26 protein-coding genes are annotated in these 25,139 nt (G+C 63.3%); 8 read left to right on the forward strand and 18 right to left on the reverse strand.

Going from position 1 to position 25,139, the window contains the following annotated elements:
- Positions 1-142: 142 nt before the first annotated feature.
- From LDH74_RS05375 to LDH74_RS05410, 8 genes are all read right to left on the reverse strand, one after another.
- Positions 143-1,678 (reverse strand): class I adenylate-forming enzyme family protein, encoded by a 1,536-nt coding sequence (locus LDH74_RS05375; protein ID WP_226041496.1) that lies wholly within the window; start codon positions 1,676-1,678, stop codon positions 143-145.
- Positions 1,675-2,787, reverse strand: a complete 1,113-nt coding sequence (locus LDH74_RS05380) for an o-succinylbenzoate synthase (protein ID WP_226041497.1) — start codon at positions 2,785-2,787, stop codon at positions 1,675-1,677. The genes LDH74_RS05375 and LDH74_RS05380 overlap by 4 nt, the downstream gene beginning before the upstream one ends.
- Positions 2,784-3,728 carry a 1,4-dihydroxy-2-naphthoate polyprenyltransferase gene (locus LDH74_RS05385; protein ID WP_226041498.1) on the reverse strand — a complete coding sequence of 315 codons (945 nt, stop codon included), beginning with the start codon at positions 3,726-3,728 and terminating at the stop codon, positions 2,784-2,786. The genes LDH74_RS05380 and LDH74_RS05385 overlap by 4 nt, the downstream gene beginning before the upstream one ends.
- 73 nt (positions 3,729-3,801) lie before the next feature.
- A complete protein-coding gene (locus LDH74_RS05390; protein ID WP_226041499.1) occupies positions 3,802-5,025 on the reverse strand; it encodes an iron transporter in 1,224 nt (407 codons plus the stop codon).
- A 46-nt stretch (positions 5,026-5,071) separates the two neighbouring features.
- The gene (locus tag LDH74_RS05395) at positions 5,072-5,965 is read right to left on the reverse strand and encodes a 1,4-dihydroxy-2-naphthoyl-CoA synthase (protein ID WP_226041500.1); all 894 of its coding nucleotides are present in this window, start codon (positions 5,963-5,965) and stop codon (positions 5,072-5,074) included.
- Positions 5,966-6,369: 404 nt separating this feature from the next.
- Positions 6,370-6,963, reverse strand: coding sequence for a CPBP family intramembrane glutamic endopeptidase (locus LDH74_RS05400; protein WP_226041501.1), 594 nt, complete (start codon positions 6,961-6,963; stop codon positions 6,370-6,372).
- Positions 6,964-7,144: 181 nt separating this feature from the next.
- Positions 7,145-7,366, reverse strand: coding sequence for a hypothetical protein (locus LDH74_RS05405; protein ID WP_226041502.1), 222 nt, complete (start codon positions 7,364-7,366; stop codon positions 7,145-7,147).
- A gap of 92 nt (positions 7,367-7,458) precedes the next feature.
- The gene (locus tag LDH74_RS05410) at positions 7,459-8,349 is read right to left on the reverse strand and encodes a helix-turn-helix domain-containing protein (RefSeq protein ID WP_226041503.1); all 891 of its coding nucleotides are present in this window, start codon (positions 8,347-8,349) and stop codon (positions 7,459-7,461) included.
- A gap of 333 nt (positions 8,350-8,682) precedes the next feature.
- Between LDH74_RS05410 and LDH74_RS05415 the strand changes: the two genes are divergently transcribed.
- The gene (locus LDH74_RS05415; RefSeq protein ID WP_226041504.1) at positions 8,683-9,666 is read left to right on the forward strand and encodes a DnaJ domain-containing protein; all 984 of its coding nucleotides are present in this window, start codon (positions 8,683-8,685) and stop codon (positions 9,664-9,666) included.
- Between the two features lie 245 nt (positions 9,667-9,911).
- On the opposite strand, the gene menD is transcribed toward LDH74_RS05415, so the two are convergent.
- The 3 genes from menD to LDH74_RS05430 all read right to left on the reverse strand — a co-directional run bounded on the left by menD (position 9,912) and on the right by LDH74_RS05430 (position 13,837).
- On the reverse strand, positions 9,912-11,786 hold the full coding sequence (gene menD / locus LDH74_RS05420) for a 2-succinyl-5-enolpyruvyl-6-hydroxy-3-cyclohexene-1-carboxylic-acid synthase (protein WP_226041505.1): 1,875 nt from the start codon (positions 11,784-11,786) through the stop codon (positions 9,912-9,914).
- 11 nt (positions 11,787-11,797) lie between these two features.
- Positions 11,798-13,141, reverse strand: a complete 1,344-nt coding sequence (locus LDH74_RS05425) for an isochorismate synthase (RefSeq protein ID WP_226041506.1) — start codon at positions 13,139-13,141, stop codon at positions 11,798-11,800.
- 93 nt (positions 13,142-13,234) lie between these two features.
- Entirely contained in the window at positions 13,235-13,837 is a 603-nt protein-coding gene (locus tag LDH74_RS05430; protein WP_226041507.1) for a sulfite oxidase-like oxidoreductase, read from the reverse strand.
- Positions 13,838-14,241: 404 nt separating this feature from the next.
- Here LDH74_RS05430 and LDH74_RS05435 point away from each other — a divergent pair, with 404 nt between their 5' ends.
- Both LDH74_RS05435 and LDH74_RS05440 read left to right on the forward strand, forming a co-directional pair.
- The gene (locus tag LDH74_RS05435) at positions 14,242-14,541 is read left to right on the forward strand and encodes a hypothetical protein (RefSeq protein WP_226041508.1); all 300 of its coding nucleotides are present in this window, start codon (positions 14,242-14,244) and stop codon (positions 14,539-14,541) included.
- A 160-nt stretch (positions 14,542-14,701) separates the two neighbouring features.
- Entirely contained in the window at positions 14,702-14,923 is a 222-nt protein-coding gene (locus LDH74_RS05440) for a ribbon-helix-helix domain-containing protein (protein WP_098727151.1), read from the forward strand.
- Position 14,924: 1 nt separating this feature from the next.
- Here the strand turns inward: LDH74_RS05440 and LDH74_RS05445 are convergent, their stop codons facing one another.
- Both LDH74_RS05445 and LDH74_RS05450 read right to left on the reverse strand, forming a co-directional pair.
- Positions 14,925-15,113 carry a hypothetical protein gene (locus LDH74_RS05445; RefSeq protein ID WP_226041509.1) on the reverse strand — a complete coding sequence of 63 codons (189 nt, stop codon included), beginning with the start codon at positions 15,111-15,113 and terminating at the stop codon, positions 14,925-14,927.
- Positions 15,114-15,170: 57 nt separating this feature from the next.
- On the reverse strand, positions 15,171-15,650 hold the full coding sequence (locus tag LDH74_RS05450; protein ID WP_226041510.1) for a DUF3592 domain-containing protein: 480 nt from the start codon (positions 15,648-15,650) through the stop codon (positions 15,171-15,173).
- A gap of 242 nt (positions 15,651-15,892) precedes the next feature.
- Between LDH74_RS05450 and hisF the strand changes: the two genes are divergently transcribed.
- Complete coding sequence (gene hisF, locus LDH74_RS05455) at positions 15,893-16,708, forward strand: imidazole glycerol phosphate synthase subunit HisF (RefSeq protein ID WP_226041511.1); 816 nt, start codon at positions 15,893-15,895, stop codon at positions 16,706-16,708.
- Positions 16,709-16,830: 122 nt separating this feature from the next.
- Entirely contained in the window at positions 16,831-17,718 is an 888-nt protein-coding gene (locus LDH74_RS05460; RefSeq protein ID WP_226041512.1) for a hypothetical protein, read from the forward strand.
- A gap of 163 nt (positions 17,719-17,881) precedes the next feature.
- Here the strand turns inward: LDH74_RS05460 and LDH74_RS05465 are convergent, their stop codons facing one another.
- Positions 17,882-18,166: a DNA-directed RNA polymerase subunit L gene (locus tag LDH74_RS05465; RefSeq protein ID WP_226041513.1), complete on the reverse strand. Its 285-nt coding sequence runs from the start codon at positions 18,164-18,166 to the stop codon at positions 17,882-17,884.
- A 165-nt stretch (positions 18,167-18,331) separates the two neighbouring features.
- Between LDH74_RS05465 and LDH74_RS05470 the strand changes: the two genes are divergently transcribed.
- Complete coding sequence (locus LDH74_RS05470) at positions 18,332-20,170, forward strand: rhomboid family intramembrane serine protease (RefSeq protein WP_226041514.1); 1,839 nt, start codon at positions 18,332-18,334, stop codon at positions 20,168-20,170.
- 352 nt (positions 20,171-20,522) lie between these two features.
- Here LDH74_RS05470 and LDH74_RS05475 read toward each other — a convergent pair whose 3' ends face one another.
- Both LDH74_RS05475 and LDH74_RS05480 read right to left on the reverse strand, forming a co-directional pair.
- Positions 20,523-21,188, reverse strand: coding sequence for an METTL5 family protein (locus tag LDH74_RS05475; RefSeq protein WP_226041515.1), 666 nt, complete (start codon positions 21,186-21,188; stop codon positions 20,523-20,525).
- A 9-nt stretch (positions 21,189-21,197) separates the two neighbouring features.
- On the reverse strand, positions 21,198-21,593 hold the full coding sequence (locus LDH74_RS05480) for a hypothetical protein (protein WP_226041516.1): 396 nt from the start codon (positions 21,591-21,593) through the stop codon (positions 21,198-21,200).
- A 186-nt stretch (positions 21,594-21,779) separates the two neighbouring features.
- On the opposite strand from LDH74_RS05480, the gene LDH74_RS05485 reads away from it, so the two are divergent.
- Positions 21,780-21,962, forward strand: a complete 183-nt coding sequence (locus LDH74_RS05485; protein WP_226041517.1) for a zinc finger domain-containing protein — start codon at positions 21,780-21,782, stop codon at positions 21,960-21,962.
- A gap of 78 nt (positions 21,963-22,040) precedes the next feature.
- On the opposite strand, the gene LDH74_RS05490 is transcribed toward LDH74_RS05485, so the two are convergent.
- Entirely contained in the window at positions 22,041-23,072 is a 1,032-nt protein-coding gene (locus LDH74_RS05490; protein WP_226041518.1) for a hypothetical protein, read from the reverse strand.
- 96 nt (positions 23,073-23,168) lie between these two features.
- Complete coding sequence (locus LDH74_RS05495) at positions 23,169-24,092, reverse strand: permease (protein WP_226041519.1); 924 nt, start codon at positions 24,090-24,092, stop codon at positions 23,169-23,171.
- A 370-nt stretch (positions 24,093-24,462) separates the two neighbouring features.
- Here LDH74_RS05495 and LDH74_RS05500 point away from each other — a divergent pair, with 370 nt between their 5' ends.
- Positions 24,463-25,050 (forward strand): HalX domain-containing protein, encoded by a 588-nt coding sequence (locus LDH74_RS05500; RefSeq protein WP_226041520.1) that lies wholly within the window; start codon positions 24,463-24,465, stop codon positions 25,048-25,050.
- Positions 25,051-25,139 lie beyond the last annotated feature (89 nt).

The raw sequence follows: 25,139 nt of genomic DNA on the forward strand, positions 1-25,139 counted from the left end.
ATATACTCTTTGTCTCGGGACCGTCTCCAGAGCCGTTACCACACTCGACCGTGCCGTCTCGAGACCGTCCTCCTCGACGGAAACGGAGCGGGACTCCGTCCCTCGGGCAGTCGGGCGTCACTCGACGACGGCAACCGCCGGCTCACGGCGACTCGGTCAGGTCGATGCCGTCCTCGAGCAGCCGATCCCGAACCGCGTTGCGATCGACGGTTCCCGACGCCGTCCGGGGAAGCCCGTCGGCGAACCCGATCGTCTTCGGTCGCTTGAACCCGGCGAGGCGATCGTCGCAGTGAGCGAGCAGCGACTGCTCGAGCCGCCCGACCGACTCGATCTCGGGGTCGGGAACGACGAGCGCCGCGACCCGTTCACCCCACTCCTCGTCGGGGAGCCCGACGACCGCGGCGTCGTCGACGCGGGGATGCGATCGGAGTGTCGCGACCACCTCGCCCGGATCGACGTTCTCGCCGCCGGTGACGATCCGGTCGTCGATCCGGTTAGAGATCCATAGCCGACCGTCCTCGTCGCGGTAACCGGCATCACCAGTGTGTAGCCCGCGCTCGCCGAACGCCGACTCGGTGTGCTCGTCGTCGAGATAGCCCGGCGTCACCGTCGGTCCCGAGACGACGAGTTCACCGGTTTCTCCCGTGTCGACGATCGCACCGTTCTCATCGACGATCGAGACATCGGTGCACCCCAGCGGCTGGCCGACCGTTCCCGGGTGCGAGAACGCGTCTGTCGGCCGCACCGTCGAGACTTGTGACGCCGTTTCGGTCATACCGTATGTCGGGTGAACCGGAACTCCCCGCTCCCGACACCGCTCGAGCAACTCCCGCGAGGCCGGCGCACCGCCCAACAGGACGAATCGGAGCGTGGCAGGTGGCGTCCAGCCGGCATCGAGCAGGCGCTTGCACATCGTCGGGACGAGCGAAATACCCGTGATATCGCAGTCGTCGATAATGCGGGCCGTTTCCCGGGGATCGAACTCGCGCTGGATCACGGCGGTCGTTCCGTAGAGCGTCGACCGGACGACCGGAGCCAGTCCACCCATGTGGTACATCGGCAGACAGCAGAGCCACCGATCGTCCGGCAGGACGCCGAGCCGGAACGCCGAGGCGGTCGCGCTGGCGACGAGGTTACCAACCGTCAGGCGAACAGCCTTCGGCTCGCCCGAGGTTCCCGAGGTGAACATGAGCATGTGAGTTCGATTCCGCTTGAGCGGGACTGGGATCGCGTACGCCTCGGTGATCGGCTGTAGCGATCCAACATCGTCGTGTCCGGGATCGTCGACGGAGACGACGGGACAGTCGACGGTCTCGAGCGCGAGCGCTTCAGTCTCCGACTCGCAGACGACTGCATCGAGGGCGAGACGGCTCGCCTTCGACGCGATTTCGGCGGTCGTTTCGCGGACGTTCAGCGGAACGACCGTGACGCCGCGGCGCATCGCTGCGAAATACACCGTGGCGAACGCAACTCGCGTCCCCATGAGCACGCCGAGGCGATCATCGGGGCCGTAAACGGTGTTCTCGAGCCGCTCCGTGACAGCATCGACACGACGGTCAAACTCCCCGTAGGTCCACTTTTTGTCCTCGTCGGCGTCGATGAGAGCTGTTGCGTCCGGGGTCGTCGATGCGCGGTGAGACAGCAGGTCACGCGTCGGCCAGTCAACCGGTTCGTTCATCTGTCACCCCAGACGTCAGAGACGCCGAGTCCCTTCGCCTGCGGGACGACCGCCGACCCCTTCTCGAGCAACACGGGATCCCGCCCGAGATCCGCCGCGAGCAGTTCGCCGGTCGCGAGCCCGCAGGCCGGCACGTCAGGGATCGCCGCCGCGAGGTGAACTGCGCCCGTGCGCGCGACGACCCCGTCGATCGTCGTCGTCACCAGCGGCGTGATATCGAGTTCGGTCAGCCAGGCCGCGACTTTCCGGGCCACGTCGATCCCGCCGAGCGCCATCGGCTTCAGGACGACGACGTCCGCCGCGTCGGCCTCGCAGATCGAGTCGACGCCGTGCTCGAGCAGCCCCTCGTCGAGCGCGATCGAGACGCCGCGACTCATCGCCCGGAGATCGGCGTGTCCCTCGAGCGCGCCGGCGGGCAGCGGCTGTTCGAGAATCGAAACACCCAGATCCGCGAAGGCGTCGAGCGCGGATTCCGCTTCCTCGTAGGTCCAGGCCTCGTTGGCGTCGGCTCGCAGTTCGACGTTCGAGCCGACGGCGTCGCGAACGCGACGAACGCGCTCGATGTCCGCTTCGACGCTTCGGATCCCCACCTTCAGCTTGCAGCAATCGAAGCCGCGATCGACCGCCCGACGCGCTTCGGATACCGTTTCCGCGGGTGTGCCATCGCCGATTGTCGCGTTGACTGGAACCCGACCCACCATCGGCCCCTGGCCGAGATAGCGGTACAGCGGCGTCGATTCGCGGGTCGCCTGCAGGTCCGCGAGCGCGAGCGAGAGCGCGTGTCTGGCCGCGACTTGCCGGTCGACCGCCTCGAGCGCCTCGCTCGGACTGGCCGTCCGAAGTGCGTCCCGAGCGCGCTCGAGTGCCCGTTCGCAGTCTTCGAGGGACTCGGTCCACCCCTGAAGCGGCGTGGCTTCGCCGTATCCGACGGCGGATTCGGGCGGGACTCCGCTGCCGGTTCCGTTCGCATCGGTAGCGCCACTCTCGTCGACCAGCCGGACGAGAAATCCGTCCCGCGAGTCGATCGTCCCGTCGGCCGTCTTCAGCGGTTCGGCGAGGGGCAGCGAAAACGATCGGTACCCGAGCGAGAGGTCGTCGGTCTGACTCATAGGACCACCAGCCCCCCCGCGAAACAGATCGCGTACATCGCGAGGAGTTTGCCGGTCCCCTCGAGCGCGGGGTTGAGCGCTTCACCGTCGGTTCGCGTCCAGACGGTTCGGGCGACCATCGCGGCGTAGGGCAGCGTGACGAGCGGGAGCAGTACGCTGGGGCCGAAGCCGGCTGCGAGCCAGAACCAGACCGGGACGGCGTAGGCGAGCGCGAGCATGGTCACGTACTCGAGGCGGCTCCACCGGTAGCCGAGCCGGACCGCGAGCGTCCGTTTACCGGTCTCGGCGTCGGTCTCCAGATCGCGAATGTTGTTCACGACGAGGATAGCCGTCGAGATCCCGGCGACGGGAAGGCTCGCTGCGACGGCTTCGCGCGGGACGGTTCCGTCGGGGATCGTCGTGGCCAGCGGCTCCGCGAGGACGGCCGCGGCCTGGACGTAGTAGGTCCCGGTCACGGCGACGAGGCCGAAGAAGACGAACACGAAGAGGTCGCCCAGTCCGTGATAGCCCAGCGGGTAGGGGCCGCCCGTGTAGGCCCAGCCGCAGAAGACGCTCACGAGCCCGATCACGAGGATCGGAAGCCCGCCGACGTAGACGAGGTAGGTCCCGGTGAGTATCGCTAGCCCGAACGTCACGACGGTCGCGAGTTTGACCTGCTCGGGCGAGATGAGCCCCGACTGCGTTACTCGGGTAAAGCCCTCGCGATCCGCCGTGTCGGCACCATTGACCGCGTCGTAGTAGTCGTTCGCGAAGTTCGTTCCGATCTGTATCAGCGCCGACCCGACGAACGCCATCACCGCCGGCACCAGCGCGAACACCCCCTCGTCGGCTGCTAGCCCCGTCCCCACGATGATCGGGGCCGCAGCCGCGGGCAAGGTCTGGGGGCGGGCCGCCATCAGCCACGCCTTCGTCCGTGAAATCTCGACCTCGGCCGAACTCATGAATCGAGTGTCCCACTCGAGAGAGTGTCAACGTTGGCATTGCGAGCCGACCGACGCCCCGTCGGCAGTGAAATTACGGTTCGGGAACCACCAGCTCGAGCGGCTCCATCTCGACGAACGCGGTCTCGTATCCCTGGTGTCGTGCCGTTTGCGGCGGTGATTCGATCGTGAGCGTTACCGAATCGCCCGGTCGCGCGTCCGCGATGGACTCTCCGTAGTGGAACCCGAACTCGCTATCGAGCGTTTGCGTGAGCTCGAGCGGGTCGTCGACGGCCTGTTCCCCGTCGCGTTCGATCCCGGCGCGCAGCGACATGTTTGTGAGCGGCACACGGTTGTACGGCGTCCGCGGTGAGACGAGCAGGTACCGGTCGTCGCCGTCGGCCAGCCGCGAACCGGACTCGAGCAGCGTGGCGACGAACGATGCGTCGCCGCTCCTCGGCACTCCGTCGGCCGAACCCGTCCCGGAGTCCGCGTCCGGATCGACCAACTGAGCTCCGGGATAGTCGTCAGCGGGCGGCAGTGCGGAGTACGGCACCTCGGAATGCATCCCCCCGTTTTCTCCGTCGCTATCGGAGGTCATGGGCTCGAGTGCTCCCCGCTGTCCCCAGCGCTCTCGCGCCAGTAGTTCGATGCCGTCGACGACTTCCTCGCGGAAGGCGTCGTCGTAGGTGAATTCGAACGTCGCCGTCTCGGTCTCGCCGAAGCGTCCCGCGAACGCACCGGTTCGCCGCATCGAAACGGGGGGCAGTTCGACCGTGACGGCGTAGGTACCATCGTTCGGGAGGGAGACGTTGTCCCCGAAGTGAAGCCCCATTTCCTGGGAGAGCATGGGCCACAGCGACGATCGTCGCCGCCAGTCGTCCTCGCCGTCGATCGTCACTCGGGGCGCGCCGTCGACGGGAAGCACGCGTTCCGTCGCCGAGTCCCAGACGATGATCATCAGGTGGACCCCGCGGCTGCCGTCGGGTTCGACGAGTTGGCGATCGGTTCCGGTGACGAGCCAGAACGGATGCGGGTACGTGAGCAACGGTGCCAGCGCGTAGTCGCCGGTCTGCACCGGCTCGAGCGCTCGCATCGATTTCCGGTGGCCGGGGAGATAGACCGCGTCCGGCGGGTTCTCGATCATCGGAATCGGCGCGGATCCCGTGGCATCATCGCCGTCGCGTTCGGCTCCGGTTTCGCGGTCGCCGCTGCTCTCGTTACCCTCGTTCGCTCCGATACCCGGCGCTGTACAGCCTGTAACGGTGAGTACAGCCGGGAGAACGGCCGTCCGCCGGAGGTACGTTCGTCGATTCATAGCCGGTTGAATTACTCGAGAGACGGGCAGGCAGGTGCCCGGCCACTCAGTAGTGCCACGGGTAGTCGTCGAAATCGGGATCGCGACCCTCGACGAAGGCATCCCGTCCCTCCTTCGCCTCGTCGGTCATGTATCCCAGCCGCGTCGCCTCGCCCGCGAAGACCTGCTGGCCGACCATCCCGTCGTCGGTCATGTTGAACGCGTACTTGAGCATCCGCATCGCCGTCGGGCTCTTCGCGTTGATGCGCTCGCCCCACTCGAGGGCGGTCTCCTCGAGTTCGTCGTGGGGAACGGCTTCGTTGACCATGCCCATCTCCGCGGCCTCCGCGGCGTCGTAGGTTTTCCCGAGGAAGAACACCTCGCGGGCCTTCTTCTGGCCGATCTGTTTGGCGAGGTACGCGGAGCCGAAGCCGGCGTCGTAGCTCGCTACGTCCGGGTCGGTCTGGAGGAACTTCGCGTGTTCTTCGCTCGCGAGCGTGAGATCGCAGACGACGTGCAGCGAGTGGCCGCCGCCGACGGCCCATCCTGGGACGACGCAGACGACGACCTTCGGAATGTGTCGGATGAGACGCTGGACCTCGAGGATGTGTAGCCTCCCCTGCTCGGATGCCCGTTCTTCATCCCCTTCGTACTGATAGCCGTCCTCGCCGCGGATCGTCTGGTCGCCGCCGGAACAGAAGGCCCAGCCGCCGTCCTTCGAGGACGGACCGTTGCCGGTCAGAAGGATACAGCCCACGTCCGTCTGGCGCTTGGCGTGATCCAGCGCGTCGTACAGTTCGTCGACGGTCCCCGGCCGAAAGGCGTTGCGGACATCGGGTCGGTCGAACGCGATCCGGACCGTTCCAGAGTCGACCGCCCGGTGGTACGTGATGTCCTCGAACTCGTCGTTCAGGTCTGCGACCGGCTCCCACTGCTCCGGGTCGAAGCGTTCCGAAACCATTTGCTCGAGTGTGGTGTGCGGGACGTGAAATAGGTTCTCGTCGCGATTCGATCGATTTGATATAGCGGTATAGGATTTAGATGGTCCCCTAGTAACAATTTTCGACAGTCCGACACCCTCTTCGAGACTGCTAAGTGAACTCTGATCGGACAGCGGTGTCGAATCGTAGGCTGGCCACTCGCGATAGGATTTCACCGCGATCATTCGGAAAACTCCATGCTAAGATACTTGAGTTAGTGATTTTCTTCGGTTACTGTCTTTGAACGATGTTTTCTACGGTTACCAGTCACCCCCCTGTTTGCACGCTGTTCATTCGTATCCTGCCAGCACCGAAGCGGTGGGATGGGTACAGCAAAGATCAGAGCGCGTCAGTTACGTGACGGTGTGCTGCTTAACTGCTCCGCTCAGAGAGCGATGAAAACAACTGACGCGGTTGAGATACTGTTCACCAGTAGGTGGGCAACCGTACTGCTAGCTGTTCCATACCGCGATCGCAACCCGCACAAAATGAATCCAAGGATAACCAATGAGACCAAACGGAGAACCGAAGCACCACCGTCCACAATAAGATGTTTTCCGACGAAGGCAACTGCTGTGAGTATCCCACCTACATAGGTGCCGTATGAGTCCATGAGTGCCGTCTGAATTACCCCCCTCCACGCGAGTTCTTCTGTGATCGGAACGATAAGTCCATTGGCGAGAAAGAGCATGGCAGCTATCCAGAGTGACCCACCGACGCTTTCTGCAAGAGCAGCACTGGCAGCTGCCGATTGAGGCGTACCGACGATCTGCGTGTACCCTACGGTAACCGCTCCACTAATGGCATAGTACATGACAACGCCTGCGAGGGCGAGTCCAATCGGTCGAAGCGAAACATCGTAGTCCCACTCCGAAGGGGCAATCCCTCGTCGCATTCCCCAGCGAGCGATTCCATATGCGAGCAGTGGAAATCCAACAGCGAGAAGAATCACGTCTGCTCCGCGAACATTTCCAACCATATCCGCGAGTATCCACACAACACCGCGACGCAGGCCAACTTCAACGACTATCCACGTGAGGATGGCAGCAGTCGTAAATCGAGCTACTGATCCTCCCGATGGAAACCAAGAGGAGACTCTCGACCTATTGCTCGACATCTATCTGCAAGAAAACGGTAGTCTAGGCGTGCTGAAAGTCCGATTATGCAGTCAGCGGTGCGCCTTCGACTCTGAAATGCTCGAAAACCTTGACCAAAGCAAATCCGACTGCCATCACGACGATGACGGAGGCGATTGGTATGGTCGCTGTTTCGGGCATCCCAGAGGAGATGAGGAAGAAGGACGCTGCTGTAGCAAGGAGCGCAGCGACCATCATTCCGTTCAGAGTTTTACTACTCAACTTGAGCCACGTTGCGTCGGACACGTGCCGTCGCTTTCTCATATTCGAACGCATATTTCGACATTGGTCCGTCATATTATAAGCTCTCGGAGAACGTTTTTTCTGTAATATATCTTTCATTCTCCGACGAGTTGGTAGTCAGTAACGTGCCCTGTTTCGTCGACTGTTGCTGTGAGCGTTTCACCCGCTACAGAAACATTGATTTCGACACGCACCGGGCTTTCTCCGACGAGAGTACATAGATCCTCATTTTGGATGAAGGGAAGATCCCAGATATAGTACTTGTTGAGGTCATGTCCATGTCGTTGATAAAATGCTGCTACACGGGGGTCTGCCAAGAGGCAGTATCCAACAGGACTAATCAACCGCGCACCACAAGTCTCACACTGGGCACGAAAAACGGGGGGTTCCGTCTGTTCTGCTAGCACCTCTGGCTCAATAGTGTGATAGCATTCTGGACAGTACCCGTTGAGCGTGCGTTCCATTCCCTGTCGTGCCAGCAACTCCGCCACGTCGACGATCTCGGGAAGCGTTGCGTCAGCGGCGGCGGTCGGTGGAACCTGCCAGCCAAACAGCGGATGATCGTTGGCACAGGAAACTATACAGGTTCCATTCTCGTACGTCGCTACAGCCGGATTGTCGCAAACAAAGCAATCGCTATCAAGTTCTGTCGCATCCTTTGTTATTACGTCGGTGTATGTCCCCATGAGAATAGCCGCAACGATCTTCATACCAGCATACGTGAGCCGACATCCACCATCAACCTTCTCAACGAAATTACCGTGAAGCTGTTTCAAGTGGTAGCGAAACCGTCCGGAATCCTCAACTCCGACACGCCTGCGGAGATCTGCGAATCCGATGGTCTTCTCGTATTCAGTTTCACGATGATAGCCTCCCAATGCCTGAAGAATATCGACTCTGAGAGGATCGCTGAGTGCTCCGAATGCGTCTGCGGGGTCCGTACTCGGTTCTTTATCAGTGGTAATTGATTTCTCTTCAGAGGTCATACTTCAGTATACCCGGTCGGAGATCAAAGTCAGTTGTCATGGTCAACAGCGCATTCAAACATAGTAGCCGATGTCGTCGAGATCATCTGGGTGGAGCCGGTGATACGTGCCATCCGTCTGCCGGCGTTATCGCTTCATACTAGTTGTGAACTACACCATGACGAACCAAAATGCAGTCCTCCACCTCATGCATTGAGTGTCCCAATCTCAACTTCTGGATACAGATCGGATTTCCGCGCCAGCGAGTGCTGCGGTTACGGCGCGACCACCGTTCGCGAGTGACATTCATCTAGCCCGAGTGGTTTTTTACCCGGCTGCCGAACCGCTCACGCGATGGGCGAGTCGTACTACGAAGTGCTCGAGCTCGATTCCGATGCTACTCGAGACGAGATCAAGTCGGCCTACCGAGAGCGGGTCCTCGAGACGCATCCGGATCACTCCGACGACCCCGATGCGGCCGAGCGGTTCCGGCGGGTTACGACCGCGAAGTCGGTGCTCACCGACGGCACGGAGCGCGCACGCTACGATCGGCTCGGCCACGACGCCTACGTCAGTCTCGCGCGGGGACCTGCCGGTGGGGGACACTCGAGCGACGGCGATGACGCGAACGGTGCAGCCGACTCGACCGGCACGGACACGGGTGGTTCCGCGACCGACAACGGCGGGGCGACTGCGGATGGCCGGAAGAAATCGGGCCGCTCGAGCGGGGCGCGGACGAACCGGCGGACCCGAAGCGGGACCGACAGCGATAGCGGTGCTCGAGCGGGGAACCACCACGCGCGCCAGCGGAGCCATCGGCAACGCCGACGGAAAAAGCGACGAGCGACTGGCGACTGGCCCTTCGACGGCGGCCGATCGCATCCGAACGGGACTCCGAATTCGGGACCGGCGGCGGGGCCCGGGGGCGCGGCGGACGCCGACGGCGACGGTGGGGGCGGGTTCCGCTACGCCGTCCACGACTGGGACGGAGCGGTCGATCTCGAGTGGGAGGGACAACCAATCGGTGGAACGACGGCGGTTTCGGTGGGATCAATTGCGTTCCTCTACCCGATGCTCGTCGTTGCGAGTCTCACGCCGATGTTTTCGCTGTCGGTGAACGCGATCGTTGCCGCGTGTACACTCTTACTGGTCGGCTACCTGCTTACGACGCCTCGACTCGCGATGGTGACGTTCGGCGTCTGGAGCGTCCTCTTTCCGGTCGGGATGGTGGGGTTTTCGCTGGTCGATCCGCTCTCCTTCTTCGGCCTGCTGGCGCTCGGATTCGCCTGGGTGCCATTCGGCTACGCCGTCGCCCTCTGGTGGGTCCTCCGGCCCTGAGAGTCGAGAATATTTGTATAGATGCTGTTCATGTGAGGAGATACGTTCGTTCGTGGTATCAAGAGCAGAGGGATGAGTGTCCTGCTCCCGTGGGCACGGGGGATTTCCACACCCTCCCCAGCCGATTCGTTCGCTGCGCTCACTCATCCCTCGCACAATGTCATCGATCGTCCTCACTATCGTTCGGACGATCGATAGCGCGCGCCACCGCACGCCGGTTCACTAGTCGAGAACGAGACCCGGAATCAAAATAAGTCCGAACTGTCGACAGCGTCCTCCTCGAGCGCGCTCGCGACCGCCTCCGTAACTCGTTCTTCGAGTGCGTCGCGTCGCCGGTGGTTCGCTTCGGAATCGAATTCGACGGCGAGGATCTGCGTGCCCGCGGTCTCGAGCGATCGACGGTAGGCGGCCGCGAAGTCCGCGGGAGCCACGCGCTCGAACTCGAGACCGTACAGTTCTCCGAGCGCGTCGAACTCGAGGCCGTGGGGCGTTTTGAACTGCTGCGTGAAGGGGGGATCGAACTCCTCGATCGGGAGTTTGTGGAAGATGCCGCCGCCATCGTTGTCGAGCAGGACGATCGTCGCGTCCACGTCGCAGCGATCGACGGCGAGCAGCCCGTTCGAGTCGTGGTAGAAGGCGAGATCGCCGGTGACGAGCACGAGCGGGTCGTCGGTCGCGCTGCCGGCACCGAGCGCCGTGCTCGTGATCCCGTCGATCCCGCTCGCGCCGCGGTTCGCGAGCACGGTCAGGTCGGCCGCTCGCGGCCGGCCGAACCGGTCGGCGTCCCGGATCGGCATGCTGTTCGAGACGAACACCGTCGCCGGATCCGGCGCGTTCGAAAAGACGGATGCGAGGATCGCGCCCTCGAACGGCTCCGACTCGAGCGCGCTCGCGGTCAGCGCCTCGTCGCGAATCTCCCAGTGGCGTCGTTCGGCCGCATCGAACCGGGCGCGCCAGTTCTCGTCGACCGTCGCGCTCGTCGTCGAGTCGCGGTGGTCGCCCTCGGTGCGTTCGTTCTCCGCGATCGTCTCGAGCAAGCCGTCGATGACGGCCCCGGGATCGGCCGCCAGCAGGTCCGTCGCGGTGAACGTCGCCTCGCGCCACGCGCCCGCGGGATCGATCAGGAACTGTCGGGCGTCGGCGTCCCGAAGCCAGTGTCGGAGCGGTTTCGACGTCGGGGAGGCCCCGAATCGGAGGACGACGTCCGGCGACGGCAGTTCGTCGACGTAGGCGTCATAGCCCCCGTAGATCGAGCGCGATCTCTCGCCGTTCTCCCCGCCCGTCGACCCGACGTGCGGGCCGAACCGAAGTCCCGACAGCGGATCCGCGAGTATCGGCGCACCGAGCCGGTCGGCGAGTTCGGCGACCGCTGCGGGCTCGAGACCGGTCAGACCGTCCGGGTCGGCGGGCCCCGCGACGAACAGCGGCCGATCGGCCGCCTCGAGCGCCTCTAGCAACCGTCGGTGATCGTCCTCCGCGAGCGTTCGCGTCCCGCCGATCGTTTCGACGAACGGCCCGTCTCGTCCCGCACCAGCCAGCGTCTCGGCGAACGACTCGGGGACGTCACCGGGCACGTCGATCGGCTCGAGGGGCTTTCGGAACGGACAGTTGAGGTGGACCGGCCCGGGCTCGACGCCGCTCGTTTCGGCCAGCGCCCGCGCTGCGGTCGTTCGGAGGCTGCGCACTTTTCGCTCGTCGGCCTCGGGTTCCGGTAGTTCAGCGTCCCAGCGGACCGCGTCGCCGTAGAGTTTGACCTGGTCGACGGTCTGATTCGCCCCGCTGTCGCGCAGCTCGGGTGGCCGGTCTGCCGTCAGAACCAGCAGCGGGACGCGGGCCCGATCGGCCTCGATCACTGCGGGGTGGAAGTTCGCGGCCGCCGTTCCGGAGGTACAGACAAGCGCCGTCGGCTCGCCGGTCCGCCGAGCGCGACCGAGCGCGAAGTAGGCCGCCGACCGCTCGTCGAGGTGCGAGTAGACGTCGATCTCGGCGTGCTCGGCGAAGGCGACCGTCAGCGGCGTCGATCGGCTGCCGGGCGCGAGACAGACGGCCTCGAGGTCGCTCTTTGCGAGTTCGTCGGCGAGGACGCGACCCCAGAGGGTCGCGCGGTTGGGTGCGGTCATTGGATCAGGAACTACCGTAATTCGTCGAGGATCGGCCGGAACTTCAGCTGTACTTCGTCCCACTCGTCGTCGGGATCGCTGTCGGCGACGATTCCGTTCCCCGCGAACAGCGTCACCGCCTCGTCGCTCGCGACGCCGGAGCGAAGCGCGACCGCGAACTCGCCGTCGCCGGCGGCGTCGAACCAGCCGACCGGCGCGGCGTACCAGCCCCGATCGAACGGCTCCGCGTCGCGGATCGTCTCCCAGGCCGCGTCGGGCGGGACGCCGCCGACCGCGGGCGTCGGATGAAGCGCCTCGACGATCTCGAGGACGTGTCGATCGCCCTCGAGCGTCGCCTCGATCGGCGTCTGCAGGTGCTGAATGGTCGCCAACCGGCGAATCGTCTGCTCGCGGACGGTGAGGTCTCGTGCGAACGGAGCGAGCTGTTCGCGGATCGCGTCGACGACGAGCCCGTGTTCGTGCTGGAACTTCGCGTCGGCTCGCATCCGTTCGACGTGCGTCTCGTCTTCAGCCGGCGTCTCACCTCGGGGAACCGAGCCGGCCAGCGCTTCCGTCTCGACGCGGTCGCCGCGTTTCGAAACGAGCCGCTCCGGCGGTGCACCGAAGAACGTACCGCCGATGTCGTGAGCAACCAGAAATCGGTAACAGTTGGGGTACTGGCGACCCAGCCGCTCGAGCGTCGCAGGAACGTCGATCGGCCCCTCGAGGTCGACCGAAAGGGCCTGCGCGAGGACGACTTTCGCGAGCCGACCCGCAGCGATTCGCTCGAGGGCGGTTTCGACCTGCTCGGTCCACTCCGCCGGCGAGGTGGTGCGCCGCGTTCCCGCGACGCCGGGCGGCGAAGCCCTCGGTCGCGTCGTCGACTGCGTTGTCAGGCGGTCGTGCCAGCGCTCGAGGCGGTCCTCGACCTCGTCCGCTCGGCTTCCGACGGCCGTCAGCCACGTCCCGTCGTCGGTGCGGGTCACGAGGACCTGCGGAACGACGAACGAAGCCGCGTCGAAGCCGGCCCAGGGGGCAGCCGGCTCGTGGCCGTCGTGAAACGAAAACCCGCCGACCGCTCGCGGCCGGGCCGCCGCGGGCCCGTCGTGTGTGAGCCGGTCGAACGCTCGGCTCGCCTGCGATCGAATTCGATCGAATCTGTCGGTACCGTCCGCGCTAAACCGAGCGGCGACACCTCGACCGACGAGTTCGAGACCGTCGGGATCGGCCCACTGAATGCGCGAGTCTACGTTTCCGTCGAGAATCGAACTGACGGAAACACTCCCCAGGTCGCGGCTCCGGCTGACGAGTTCGACGACGCCGTCCGACGACTCGGTCTCACCAGCCAGTCGGCCCTCGCCCGACGATCGATCCATCGACACCACGTCGGGACCGCCCCGCCTTCAGCCTAACTATTTGCCGACCGATCGCAAAACGGGTCCCCTTCGCAGTTCTCGACGAAATCGACGCTAGCTGTACCGCTCTTCCTGCCACGGGTCTGCGGTCTGGGAATACCCCCGTCGTTCCCAGTATCCGCGCTGGGGTTCCGTGAGGAATTCGATGCCGTCGACCCATTTCGCGCCCTTGTAGGCGTACTTGTGAGGCGTGACCACCCGGAGCGGGCCGCCGTGATCCTCGGGGAGCGGTTCGCCGTCGAACGCCCACGTGAACAGGACGTCATCGCGCATGCAGTCCTCGAGCGGGAGGTCGGTCGTGTAGTCGTCCAGCGCGGAAAACATGACGTGGACCGCGTCGTCGTGAACACCGGCTCGAGCGGCGATGTCGGGGAACGAGACGCCGGTGAACTCGCAGTCGAACTTGCTCCAGCCGGTCACGCAGTGAAAGTCCTGGCGTTGCGTGACCGTCGGCAACTCTCGAAACTCGTCCCACGAAAACGTCAGTTCCTCGTCGACCGCGCCGGTGACGGTGAACTCCCACGTCTCGGGATCCCAGTTTGGGGTTCCGCTCTTCGAGAGAACGGGAAACGCGGACGTCTCGCGCTGTCCCGGCGGCAGTCGATCGTCGCCGAACTCCTGATAGAGGTCAGTCGTGTCCGTCGGATCCATACTCATGCGTACGCCGCGATAGACGTAGATCTGACGCCATTACCTGAGACGGTCTGCTGTACCTGTCGCCTGAGACGGTCTGTCGTCCCTGCGTCCCGGTGCACCCGTATGCGGGTTGCGGGTGCGTCGGAACTGACCGACAGCACTCCGACTGAGCATCGCGTTCGATTCGGTCCGACCGGTGGCTCGGGCTCGAGTCCTGGCGCGATAGCCCCGGATGATCGAACCGGAGGGATACTGAGATGCGAGCACCGCCGCGACCGAGATGGTCGCCCCAGCGCAATCCCAAATTGGCAAGCGGGGACCGAGACAACAACTGGTCGAAACGATACAGTCACGGACACAACTCGAGGGTTTCCGGCGAAACCCTCGTCATCCCTTAGTACGGTCTCGGCGACGGCTATCAATGCATGGCGAGCAAACAGCAGCTAACGGAACGGGAACTGTCCGGACAGGAACCAGAGGAGATCGGCCAGCAGGCGATGGGCCCCGCGGTCGTCGCGTCGGCCGCGTCAGTCGGCCTCTCACTGTATTACTTCTTCTTCCGCGGAAAGCGCCAGCTCGGCGCGTTCGTCGGTCTCTGGCCGCCGACGATCCTCGCGTTCGCGAGTTACTTCAACCAGCGGAAGATGAGCCAGCAACTCGAGACGCTGACCCAGCCGGGGACCAAACTGAAAAACGCGTTCGATTCGATGATGGGCAATCGCTAGGGCGACCCACGACGCTCGGCCTCCCGCCCGTACGGCCCCGCGTGACGGCTTCGGCATTCATTTATCGGCGTCTATCCTTCCGACGAGACGAATCGTTTCCTTCCAAGTGATGTGGACTCCCCGTCAAACCTAAATACCCCCTCGCCGAAAGCCGAATCAGATGCCGAAAGTAGAGATCACCATACCGGAGCACCTCGAGATGCAGATCGCCCAGATGGTCGAACGCGGCGAGTTCGTCAACCGCGAGGAGGCGATCGAGGACCTCCTTTCGACGGGCATCAAGGCATACAAGACCAGTGGACCCTCGGACGAAGACGAGGGCGCAGGAACCGGCTTCGAAGACGACGGCATGATGGGCCACGACGACGAGTACGTCTTCTAACTTATACGCCGACCGCGAGCACCGGAATTCCGAACGTGATCGCCACGCCGATGATGGCGACGAGCATGCCGATCACGACGGTTCGCGCCGAGAACTCGCTCATCGGCGCGGTCGTACGCGGTGTATCGAGACCGTGACCGACATCGGCTCCCGTGTCGTCACCGTCAGGGGCCTCGGTGTCGTCTGTCATGCGTTTTTGTTTTCGACACCGGTACTTATACTATCGGATGTCGAGTGATCCCGTGATTCAGGATGATCTGAAGAACTGAACGACAGAAGCGAGGGCGAGAAATCCGCCAATCCCCAGAAAGTAAAGCGGTTTCTTCGATTGTTTTTCTTTAATAAAGCCACTGCTCGGGGAAGATGGATTCACATACGCGGTAATCCGTTCACCTGATTCGTATTTTTGTAGTAATTCTCTCGCTTTCGATTTGCTGTCGTAGCTTAGGCCCGCTCCAGTCGGATACATATTATTTGATGTGTACGACGTACCCTGATAACGATACTCGAAGGTGACTACTGGGGCATAATTGTCACTGCGTCGGTGGTGGACAGTCTCGATGTCCGTTCCAGTAATAGTGGCTTTCACTTCGACGGCGTTCTCTACTGCTTGGTTTTGTTGATAGTAATTCACTGCACCGTATCCACTCATGGAGATTCCGACGACGATTATGATAATCGGGAAGAGATGCCGTATTCCGATGGAACTGATCGAAGGGGACGACATATATGAGGGGCATAGATGAGAGGATATAACCCCAATGGTTATAGATTTATACCATTTAATAGAATTTGGGAAATCGGGTGCTAGTGATCGTCTCAACCAGAGTTTTGAGACACCGGTTTCTGCTTTTCGTCACGGGATCGTAATGGTACATACGGTATCGAAAGTCAATTGTACTGCCGTCGGCTGATCCACAGTATGAGACCAGAATCGTCCATTAGTCCATCCCCATACGATTCTTACAGATGACACTGACGAAACGGATTATCCCCTGTATCGACGTGGATCTGGATGAGGACGGGAACCCGGCGGTCTATACCGGCGTCAACTTCGAGGATCTGAAATACACCGGCGATCCGGTCGAAATGGCCCGCGCGTACAACCGTGCGGGCGCAGACGAGTTCGTCTTCCTCGACATTACCGCCTCCGCCGAGGGCCGCGAGACGATGCTCGACGTCGTCGAGCGCGTCGCGGACGAGGTCTTCATCCCCCTTACGGTCGGCGGTGGCATCCGAACCACCGAGGATATTAAGGAGACACTCCGGGCCGGCGCGGACAAGGTCTCGATCACCACTGGCGCGCTCGAGCGGCCCGAACTCATCAACGAGGGCGCGAAGGCCTTCGGCAACCAGTGTATCGTCATCAGCGTCGACGCCCGGCGACGGTTCGACGAGGGGGGCGAACACTACGTCGAGATCGACGGCGAATCCTGCTGGTTCGAGTGTACGAAGAAAGGCGGCCGCGAGGGGACCGGGATCGACGTCCTCGAGTGGGCCGCAGAGGCCGAATCGCGGGGCGCGGGCGAACTGTTCGTCAATTCGATCGACAAGGACGGAACGAAAGACGGCTACGACCTGCCCCTGACGTCGGCCGTCAGCGAGACCGTCGACACGCCGGTCATCGCCTCCTCGGGCTGTGGCGGCCCCGAGGACATGTACGACGTGTTCACCGAGGCCGGTGCGGACGCGGGACTCGCGGCGTCGATCTTCCACTTCGACGAGTACTCGATCGAGGAGACGAAGGCCTACCTCGACGAGCACGGCGTCCCCGTTCGCCTCTGAACTCGAGCGACGGAACGGTGCCGCGATCCGCCGTATTCTTGATCCGCTGTATTCCCGACCCGTCATATTCACGATCCGTCGTAGTCAATACGTTTATTCCGTCGCGGGCCCCTTTTCGACCAGTGAAATGGCGGTGTACGTGGTGTGGGAAACCGCACGCGGAAAACGACCCTCCCTGTGATGCCTGCGGTCACAACACCTTCGAGAAGGCGGTGGTCCGAGCGGACGACGGGGGCCAGAGCGGGACCGAGAGCGGTGTCGATACCGATGCTGATTTTGGGTCCGAACTGACGGAATCCGGCACCGTCGACACCGGTCCTGACTACGTCTGGGCCTGCACGAACTGCGGCCGGGAGCACGTCCGGAACACCCCGCCGTGTTCTCGCTGTGGCAACCCGGACCTCGAGCGGGTCGAGCAGATCTACGAGGGGCTCGAGCGCGATCTGGAAACGCCGAGCTGGTTCGCGGTCGCGAAACCGTATCTACCAATTCTCGTCGTGATGGGAGTTATCCTCGTGCTGTTCGCAACGGGCGTGATCTCCCCATCGATACTACCGGGTATCGGCCCGCCATCGCCGCCGGAGGCACCCGGTGAGGGAACCGAGGCCGCGGGGATCGATCTCGAGGCGACGGAGGGAGAGATTCACGATCGGCTCGAGGACGAACGGGAGCCAGCGGAATCGCGAACGCACGACGACGGACTCGCGGCGTACGCGGAGTATCAGAACCGCGGGCTCGTCGCGATGGAGTTCGACGGTCGGGAGCCCGAGGACGTAGACGCCGACGAGTTCGATCACGCCTGCGGTGACTCGCGGGTCGCCAGTGGACGACTGACTCTCACCGAGGTATCGGCCCAGAACTACAGCGACGAGTCGGCGTTCGGCGACGCTATCGCCGGGGAACTCCTCGCGGAGTACGGTGACGGAATGCTGACCGGCTTCGACGCCGAGGGGTTCGACGTTCATAGTGCACCCAACGGGGACGTCTTCGTCTTCTATACCGCCTGTTGAGCGTCCCTCTCGAGCGCGGCGGGACCGGGATCAGCCTCTCGAACGATCGCACACAATTCTCGAGAATCGACTCGAATAGAAGAGCAGTTCGGAAGGAACGTTCCAGCGCGAAATAGAGCGCCGTCCGATCGGTGGTGACTGCGACTGCGGTCGTCGTGTCGGTTCAGGCCGCGGCTTCGAACGCGTCGCGGAACGAATTCGCCTTCTCGCGGACGGTCACGGCCCCCTCCTCGAGCGCCTCGAGCGGGTCAGCTCCGCCCTCGGTCTTGATGGTCAGGATCGGCTCGGTCTGGCCGCCGGACTGTTCGGGATTGACGTCGTAGGTCGCTGCGCTGACGTCGTCGTGCTCGAGCAGTGCGCCTTTGAGCACGTTCATGAAGGTGTGATCCTCGCCGGCGATCTCGATGGACAGTTCGTTCTCCGTGCTCTCGGTGACCCGCAGTTCCATGGCGGATAGTCCGGTCGTCGGCCGCTTGTACCTTTCGAAGCCGACGCTCGGTGCAGTTCGTGGCGGCATCGCTGCTTCGTCTCCGTCGGGGACGTGGCTCGGACCGGAGACATGACGACGTTCTTGATGGTAAACCACTATACGGCCCCGTTCGAACCACGGCATATGCGCTTGCTCGCGGCCCTGCTGGCGGTCGTCGTCACCGCATCGCTGGTCGGGTCGATCGCGATCGTCAGACGGGTCCACCGGCCGGCGCGGCGCTGGCAAGACGTGGCTCGGGAACGGCTCGTGTACGGCGTTCCGTGGGGTTCGCTCGTGGTGATCGCGTTCGTCGTCGGCGTCTATCTGTTCGTCCAGAGCGGGATCGCGGACTTCGACGATCCCGTGACGATCCCCTTCCGCACGTGGTCGTACTTCTATCCGCTCGGAATGGCGACCGCGGCGTTTTCCCACGCCGGCCCCGGTCACCTCATCGGTAACCTCGCCGGGACGGTCGTCGTCGCGCCGCTCGCGGAATACGCCTGGGGACACTATCCGGACGATCGAGAGCCGAAGCGTTCCGACTCGTGGCGCTCGAATCCGCGAATACGGGCGTTCGTGCTCTTTCCGCTGGCCGTCATCGGGGTCGGACTGCTGACGAGCCTGTTCGCGCTCGGCCCCGTGATCGGCTTCTCGGGGGTCGTCTTCGCCCTCGCCGGGTTCGCTATCGTCCACTACCCGATCGTCACGATCGTCGGAACGCTCGGCGTCCAGAGCGTCGTCCTGCGTCTCTACTACGCGCTACAGGAACCGATCAGTATCTACACCGCCCAGCCCGGCCCGCCGTCTGCGCCGTCCTGGGCCGGCATCGCTATCCAGGGCCACGCGCTCGGGCTCTTTATCGGGTTCGTCCTCGGCATCGTCCTCCTCGAGCGGCGGGGTACCCGTCCGAACCCGCTTCGGCTCTGGCTCGCCGTCCTGTTATTTGGTTTCTCGAAGGGGCTGTGGGCGATTTACTGGTACGGTGCCGAGAACACCTTTGTGCTATTCCAGGGGCCAGGCGTCGCCATCGTCTCGGTGCTCGCGCTCGTGGTCACACTCTCGATGACCGCGTCCGAGCGCCCGCTCCTCCCATCGCAGGTCCGACGGCTGTTCGCTCGCTCGGGGGACCGAACTGCGGGAGCCGCCGGTGACGCCGAGGCGTCGCTCGCTCGATCGCTCGAACTGGCCGGCGGTGGCCGCAGCGACGGCATCGTCGCGGGTCACGTCGACCGCGTCCGCGAAATCGTCGGCGGAAATCGACTGACCCCCGGGTCCGACCGCCTCTCGGAGCTGACCCACAAGGGGGCCGCGTTCCTGACGGTTATCGGCATCCTCGCGATCGTCGCCGGGATTGCCATCCCCGCGAACTTTCTCGTCGTCGACGAGTCGACTGCGTCCTCGGACGCGGCCGTCCAGATCGAGGATTACACCGTCGAGTACGCCGAGGACGTTCCTAACGGGCTCGTCACCGGGATCGGTATCGAGGCCCTCGAGGACGACGAGGGACTCGAGTCCAGCGGGGTGATCGTCGCCAGCGACCACCGCGAGATCTGGCTCGAGGCGGTTAGCGCCCAGCGGCTCGCCTTTACCGGCGAAGAGACGGTTTACGTCGGCGGCCCCGGCTGGCGCGAGGCGGTCCACGTCGAACGCACCGGCTGGGAGCCGGTCGGAAACGACGCCGTCTATCAGGTCTGGCTGTGGGAAGATGGGGCCGACCGACAGCTCGCGCACGAATCCAACGATTCCCGTGCGAAAGCGCAGATCGCCGGGCGCAACGTAACGATCGGCTCTGACGACGGGACGTTCGTCCTCTCGGTCAACTCGAGCGAGACCGATGCCGTCACGACGACACCGATCCCCGACGAAAACGAGACGGTGACGGCCGGCGGACTCACCTTCGAACGCGACGACGAGACGATCTACGCGGCCGCCGACGGGACGCGGGTCGCGGTCGCGAGTCAGGAGACGTACAACGGCTATTGATCGATCGGATTCTCTCCGAACCGGAGAGCCACCGTGCGGTGGCGCGCGCTGTCGGCCGACCGAACGCCAGTGAGGGCGGTCGATGACTTGTGCGAGGGATGAGCGAGGGAACGAAGTGACTGAGCGTTAGCGCGGAACCTCCGGTTCCGCGAACCATGCGAACGGGCAGTGCGCGGCGCGACGCGCCGCGACTGTCGGGACGGCGCAGCCGTCCCGCAGCGCCCGTGAGCAGAAATCGGCTGGGGAGGGTGTGGAAATTCCGTGTTGCCAGCAGTCGCAAAACGCTCGATGCATCACTATCCGCTCGAGGCGGCGTCGCTTTTCGGAGTCGGTCGAGTAGTTCTACCCCCCGTTACTCCAGAGACGACCACTCGATGCGAAAGACCTCGGCCTCGAGCGTCTCCTGTGCCGCGGTGTGAAACTCGAAGCGCTTCGGAATCGGGAACTCGGCCCGGAACGCGTGGGTCACCGACCCGCCCTCGTCGTCGGCGAACGATTCCACGAACGTCTGGCTCCCCTCGTTGTGGATCGTATAGGAGACGGACCCGATCTCGCGAGCCGTCTCGAGGAACGCCCGATCCGCGTGTCGGTTCCCGCGCTGGGCACCGAAGGGGGGATTCGAGAGCACGGTGGCGTCGGTGAGCGAAAACGGATGACGGGAGACGTCGCCGCGGAGCCACTCGATCCGGTGATCCCGACTCTCAGCACCGCTACTGGGACTGCCACCGCCCGCAACCGTCCGCTCGTTCCGCCGAGCGATCTCGAGCGCTTCCGCGTCCAGATCGATCCCCGCGACCCGCTCGGCACCGGCGAGCGACGCCGCGATCGCGAGCATCCCCGTTCCGGTGCCGAGGTCGACGACCCGACGCTCGAGGTCCCCCTGCAAGCCCGCCAGATGGCAGAGGTGAGCCGCCAGCTCCGCCGGCGTCAGATACTGTTCGAGGCGCGCCGAGGGCTCGGAAAAGTCCTCGACCGACTCGAGTCGACGAGCGAGCGTGCTCCGAGACGGACCGGACATCCCCGCCGGTCAGTGCTCGGCCGAAATCGGTCCCTCGAGTTCGAACGCGAGCCCCTCCCGGTCGGCCCGTTCGGCACACGCCGCCAGCGCGGGTCGGACCTTTGCGGGGTCCGCGATGTCGTCGACCGTGACGGTCACGGTTCCGACGCCGAGGAAGGAGCCGGCACGCACGTAGCCCCGGATGCGATCGACTTCGTCCTGCGTCGCGAGCGAACAGTCCTCGTCGAAACACGCTGCGACGGTCAACTCGGCGGGAACCAGCCCGTCCGCGGTCAGCTCGCGCTTGAGATCGCGGAGGTATTCGGGAGCCGTTGACTCGAGCGCAGTCGCCTCGAGGGCGACGGGAGTGGCATCGGCCGGTTGACACCGGTCGATCGCGGACTCGGGTGACGATGTCGTACTCATTGCTCGGCCATACATGGCTTGCATACAAAAAGGTTGTTAAATACGTAGTAGTAATACAGTCGGTTCGATGCGTCGCCGATCGTGACGCCGTTCTCGAGAGGAGACCATCCTCCTCGCGTGAATTCGAATAGTAAGCTTCATGATAGATTCGAATAGAGTTAAGAACATCCCGTGAAAGTTACAGGTATGGACGAGTGTCCACGGTGTGGGGGGGCCATCGAAGAACTCTCGCTCGGCGACGTGTCGACGATCTCGTGTTCCCGGTGTGGGTTCGCAGACATCCCCGTCGAACACCAGCCGACCGGGGAGGACGTCGAGTCCTGGCGAGACGCCTTCAATCGATTCTACGAGGAGTCGGCCGACACCTGAACGCGAGCCGTCGCTTCGCGGTGCTCGAGGCCGAACAAATATCACTCCAGAAAAATCGCGATCCGCAGCGCCGACGGTTTACTCGTTTGCCGCCGCCGCTTCGGCCTCCTCAGCTTCCTCTTCGTGGTCGACATCCTCGTCGGAGCGAGCCGCGACGAGGCCACCGCGTGCCACGCTGTATAGCGGTTCGTTCGCGTGCGTGACGCCGCTGATCGAGAACGGAATGTTCGCCTCGTCCAGGTGGTCCTTGAACAGCGCCTCGAAGCCGCTGGGACTCGAGGTGCCGCCGGTGACGACGACGGGGACGTCCAGTCCTTCCTCGACGTCCTCTTCGTCGACTTCCTTCACGATGTTCTCGATGACGTAGTCGAGCAGGTTCTCGTAGTAAATCGAGAGCGCGCCCTCGACGCCGCCGACGTCGGTGGTGAAGTCGAGTTCGAAGTCGTCTTCCTTGATAGAGGTGACCTTGTCGACGGGCGTGCCCGTCGCGCGGGCGGCCTGCTCGTCGACCCAGTCGCCACCGCGGGCGACGGAGAACTTCATGACCGGCACCGCGTAGTAGGAGAGACAGACGTTCGTCATCCCGGCACCGAACGAAATGCCGAGGCCGGTGAAGTTGTTGTCCGCGAGTTCGCTGTAGATGACGGACATCCCCTCGTTGATCGGTTCGGAGTCGTACCCCATGTCGTCGAGGAAGGACTCGATCGTCTTCTGATGGTAGAGCGTCGACAGGTCGGAGTCGATTGGATCCGCCGGGGACGAGAAGTAGAGCTTCTCGTCCGGATAGGCGGGCTCGCCGACGACCTGCTCGATGATGAGCTTCATCATCGGGATCGCGCTCTGTTCGTCGTTCGAGAGGATCCCGTGTTTCATCGGCCGGCGGGTCTCTTTGTTGAAGATATTCGCGAAGTTGAGGGCGTCGTCGCCGACGACGTACACCTTGTCGTCTTTGCGAATGTGGAGGACTTCGCTTCGTGAGAGCATCTGCTCGGCCATATCCGAGTACTCGATCTCTACGAAGGAGTTGCGCTGTTGCACGAAAACCGTGTCGTTCCCATCCTGCTGTGCTGACAGGATGTTCATCGTACCGACGTCCAGGCCTTTAGCCATGTGTTGGGAAGGCCACTGACGGATTATAAATCTATGTGCGAAACTTTCGGAACTGATACTACCACATAAGACGCTATTTCTTTCCGTAGACCCGTCTTAATTCCGCTTTACCAGGTTTCGGAAGCGATCGAGCAGGTTCGAGAACGGTTTCGTCACCGTTGTGACGGCGCCGTCGTCGTCGGCCGTCGCCAACTCTTCGGCCCGCTGTTGCTCCCGAAGCTCTTTCAGCTTCGCCGTCTGGTCGTCGACGGTCGAACTCGAGGTGGTCTCCTTCGTTTCGCCCCCTTTCAGGCCCTTGAGACCGGCGACCTGCGAGTCGACACCCGTCGATCGGGTGGTCGTGGTGCCGGCGTCGGAATCGATGCTGACGTCGTCGAGGGTGTCACTCGAGAAGTTCAGGCGCTTGTGTTCGGTCTTCTGGACGCCGCCCCACGAGAGTTCGACGCCCTCCATCGCGTCGTCGATATCCTGTTGAATCTCCGCGTCGGTCAGTTCGGACTCGTCGTCTTCTATCTCTTCGTCGGTCACCACCGCCTCCGCTTGCTGTGCCATATCGAGGTAGTGGGCGATCAGTGCCGCCCCCGTTGAGGCGGTGATGCCGGCGAGGCCGACGGCGTACACTGCGACGACCTGAACGGTGTAATCGGCACCGTAGCCGTTCCAGTCCTTTGGATAGACGAAGAGGAAGCCGGCGACCGCGGTGACGGTGATCGCCACGCCGACGATCGACGCGTACAACATCCGCCGCTCCGATGGAAGGAGCGTAACGATCCCGAGCATTACGACCGGGAGTGCCATCATCGCGAGCGCGTACGCGGGACCCACCCACGAGAAGTAGCCGGCGGATCGTGCCTCGAACGTGTTACCCCAGAGGAAGAGCAACAGCGCGACGACTGCTAGTCCGATGCCGCCCAGGAACAACCCGAATCCGACGTAGACGTCGGCTCGATCTTCCGGTTCACCGATGTATCGACGATAGAGGTCGAAGAGATACCCGTCTGGAACCTGTTCCGCTGCCATTAACCCACCGTTTACACTCCAGTACTATGACTGTTGGGACGGGAAACGAACTGATGAGTTGACCGATGGAGATCGTCGGTCTGACCGGAATGACCGGACCCGTTTCTCGGACCGACGGGATGTCTGGTCGGAACCCGGTTGGGCGCCCGACTGAGACCGATTCGACCGTCCGAGCGAAGCGTTCCACGATTTGGCTCACGCGTACCGTTTCGAGTCCGTCTCGCAACGGTCCGTCTCAGAACGATCCAGTCCTTCGATCCCGCCGCTGGAGACGGATCCGATGATTTGATCGGGGCATAACATGTAAATCACAGCGAATTTCCCCATAGTTTGATATCGGTCGGGTCGTGAGGTACCACCATCCCAAATTATGGCTGGTGATACGAACACCGTCCTCGTCGCGGACGACGATCCGATCGTCGTCAGGAAGCTGCGATCGTGGCTCGCCGACGAGTATCGGGTCGAGACGACGACGCACGGCGATGAAACGCTTTCGCTCTTCGAAGACGCCGACGCAGTGCTGGTCGGCCACGATCTTCGGACCGATTCCGGAACCGTCGTCGCAGCCGAGATCGAATGCCGGACGACCGCACAGACGATAGCGGTCCTGTGTGATGGACAGGGGGGAAGTCCGCTTCCCGCAGTCGGCGACTCCCTCGAGAAACCCGTCCAAAAGACGGCGCTTCTCGAGACCGCCGACCGACTCGTCCGTCGGGCCCGGTACGAGGAGCTCGTCGCGGAGTGTGCGACCCTCGCGGCCGAGCGCGGTGCGATCGAATCGCGCGGCGACGTCGACTCGAACGAGGAGTACGAGACGCTTCAGCGCCGACTCGACGAGGTATTTGCGGAGCTAGACGAACTGGTTAGCACGTTCGACGGCGACGACTTTCGGGCCGCCTTCGCCACGTGCGAGTTCGGTACCCCCGCCCAGCCGCAGTCTGCGAGCGAGCATCCCTGATCTGGGGTCAACTTATCGAACCGCGGACGGCTCGCTGACAGAACCGACTTGTTCACCGTTCAGCGCGCCGTATTCGTGCGCGTCGGACA

The sequence above is a fragment of the Natrinema sp. DC36 genome (assembly GCF_020405225.1).
Classification (GTDB): Archaea; Halobacteriota; Halobacteria; order Halobacteriales; family Natrialbaceae; genus Natrinema.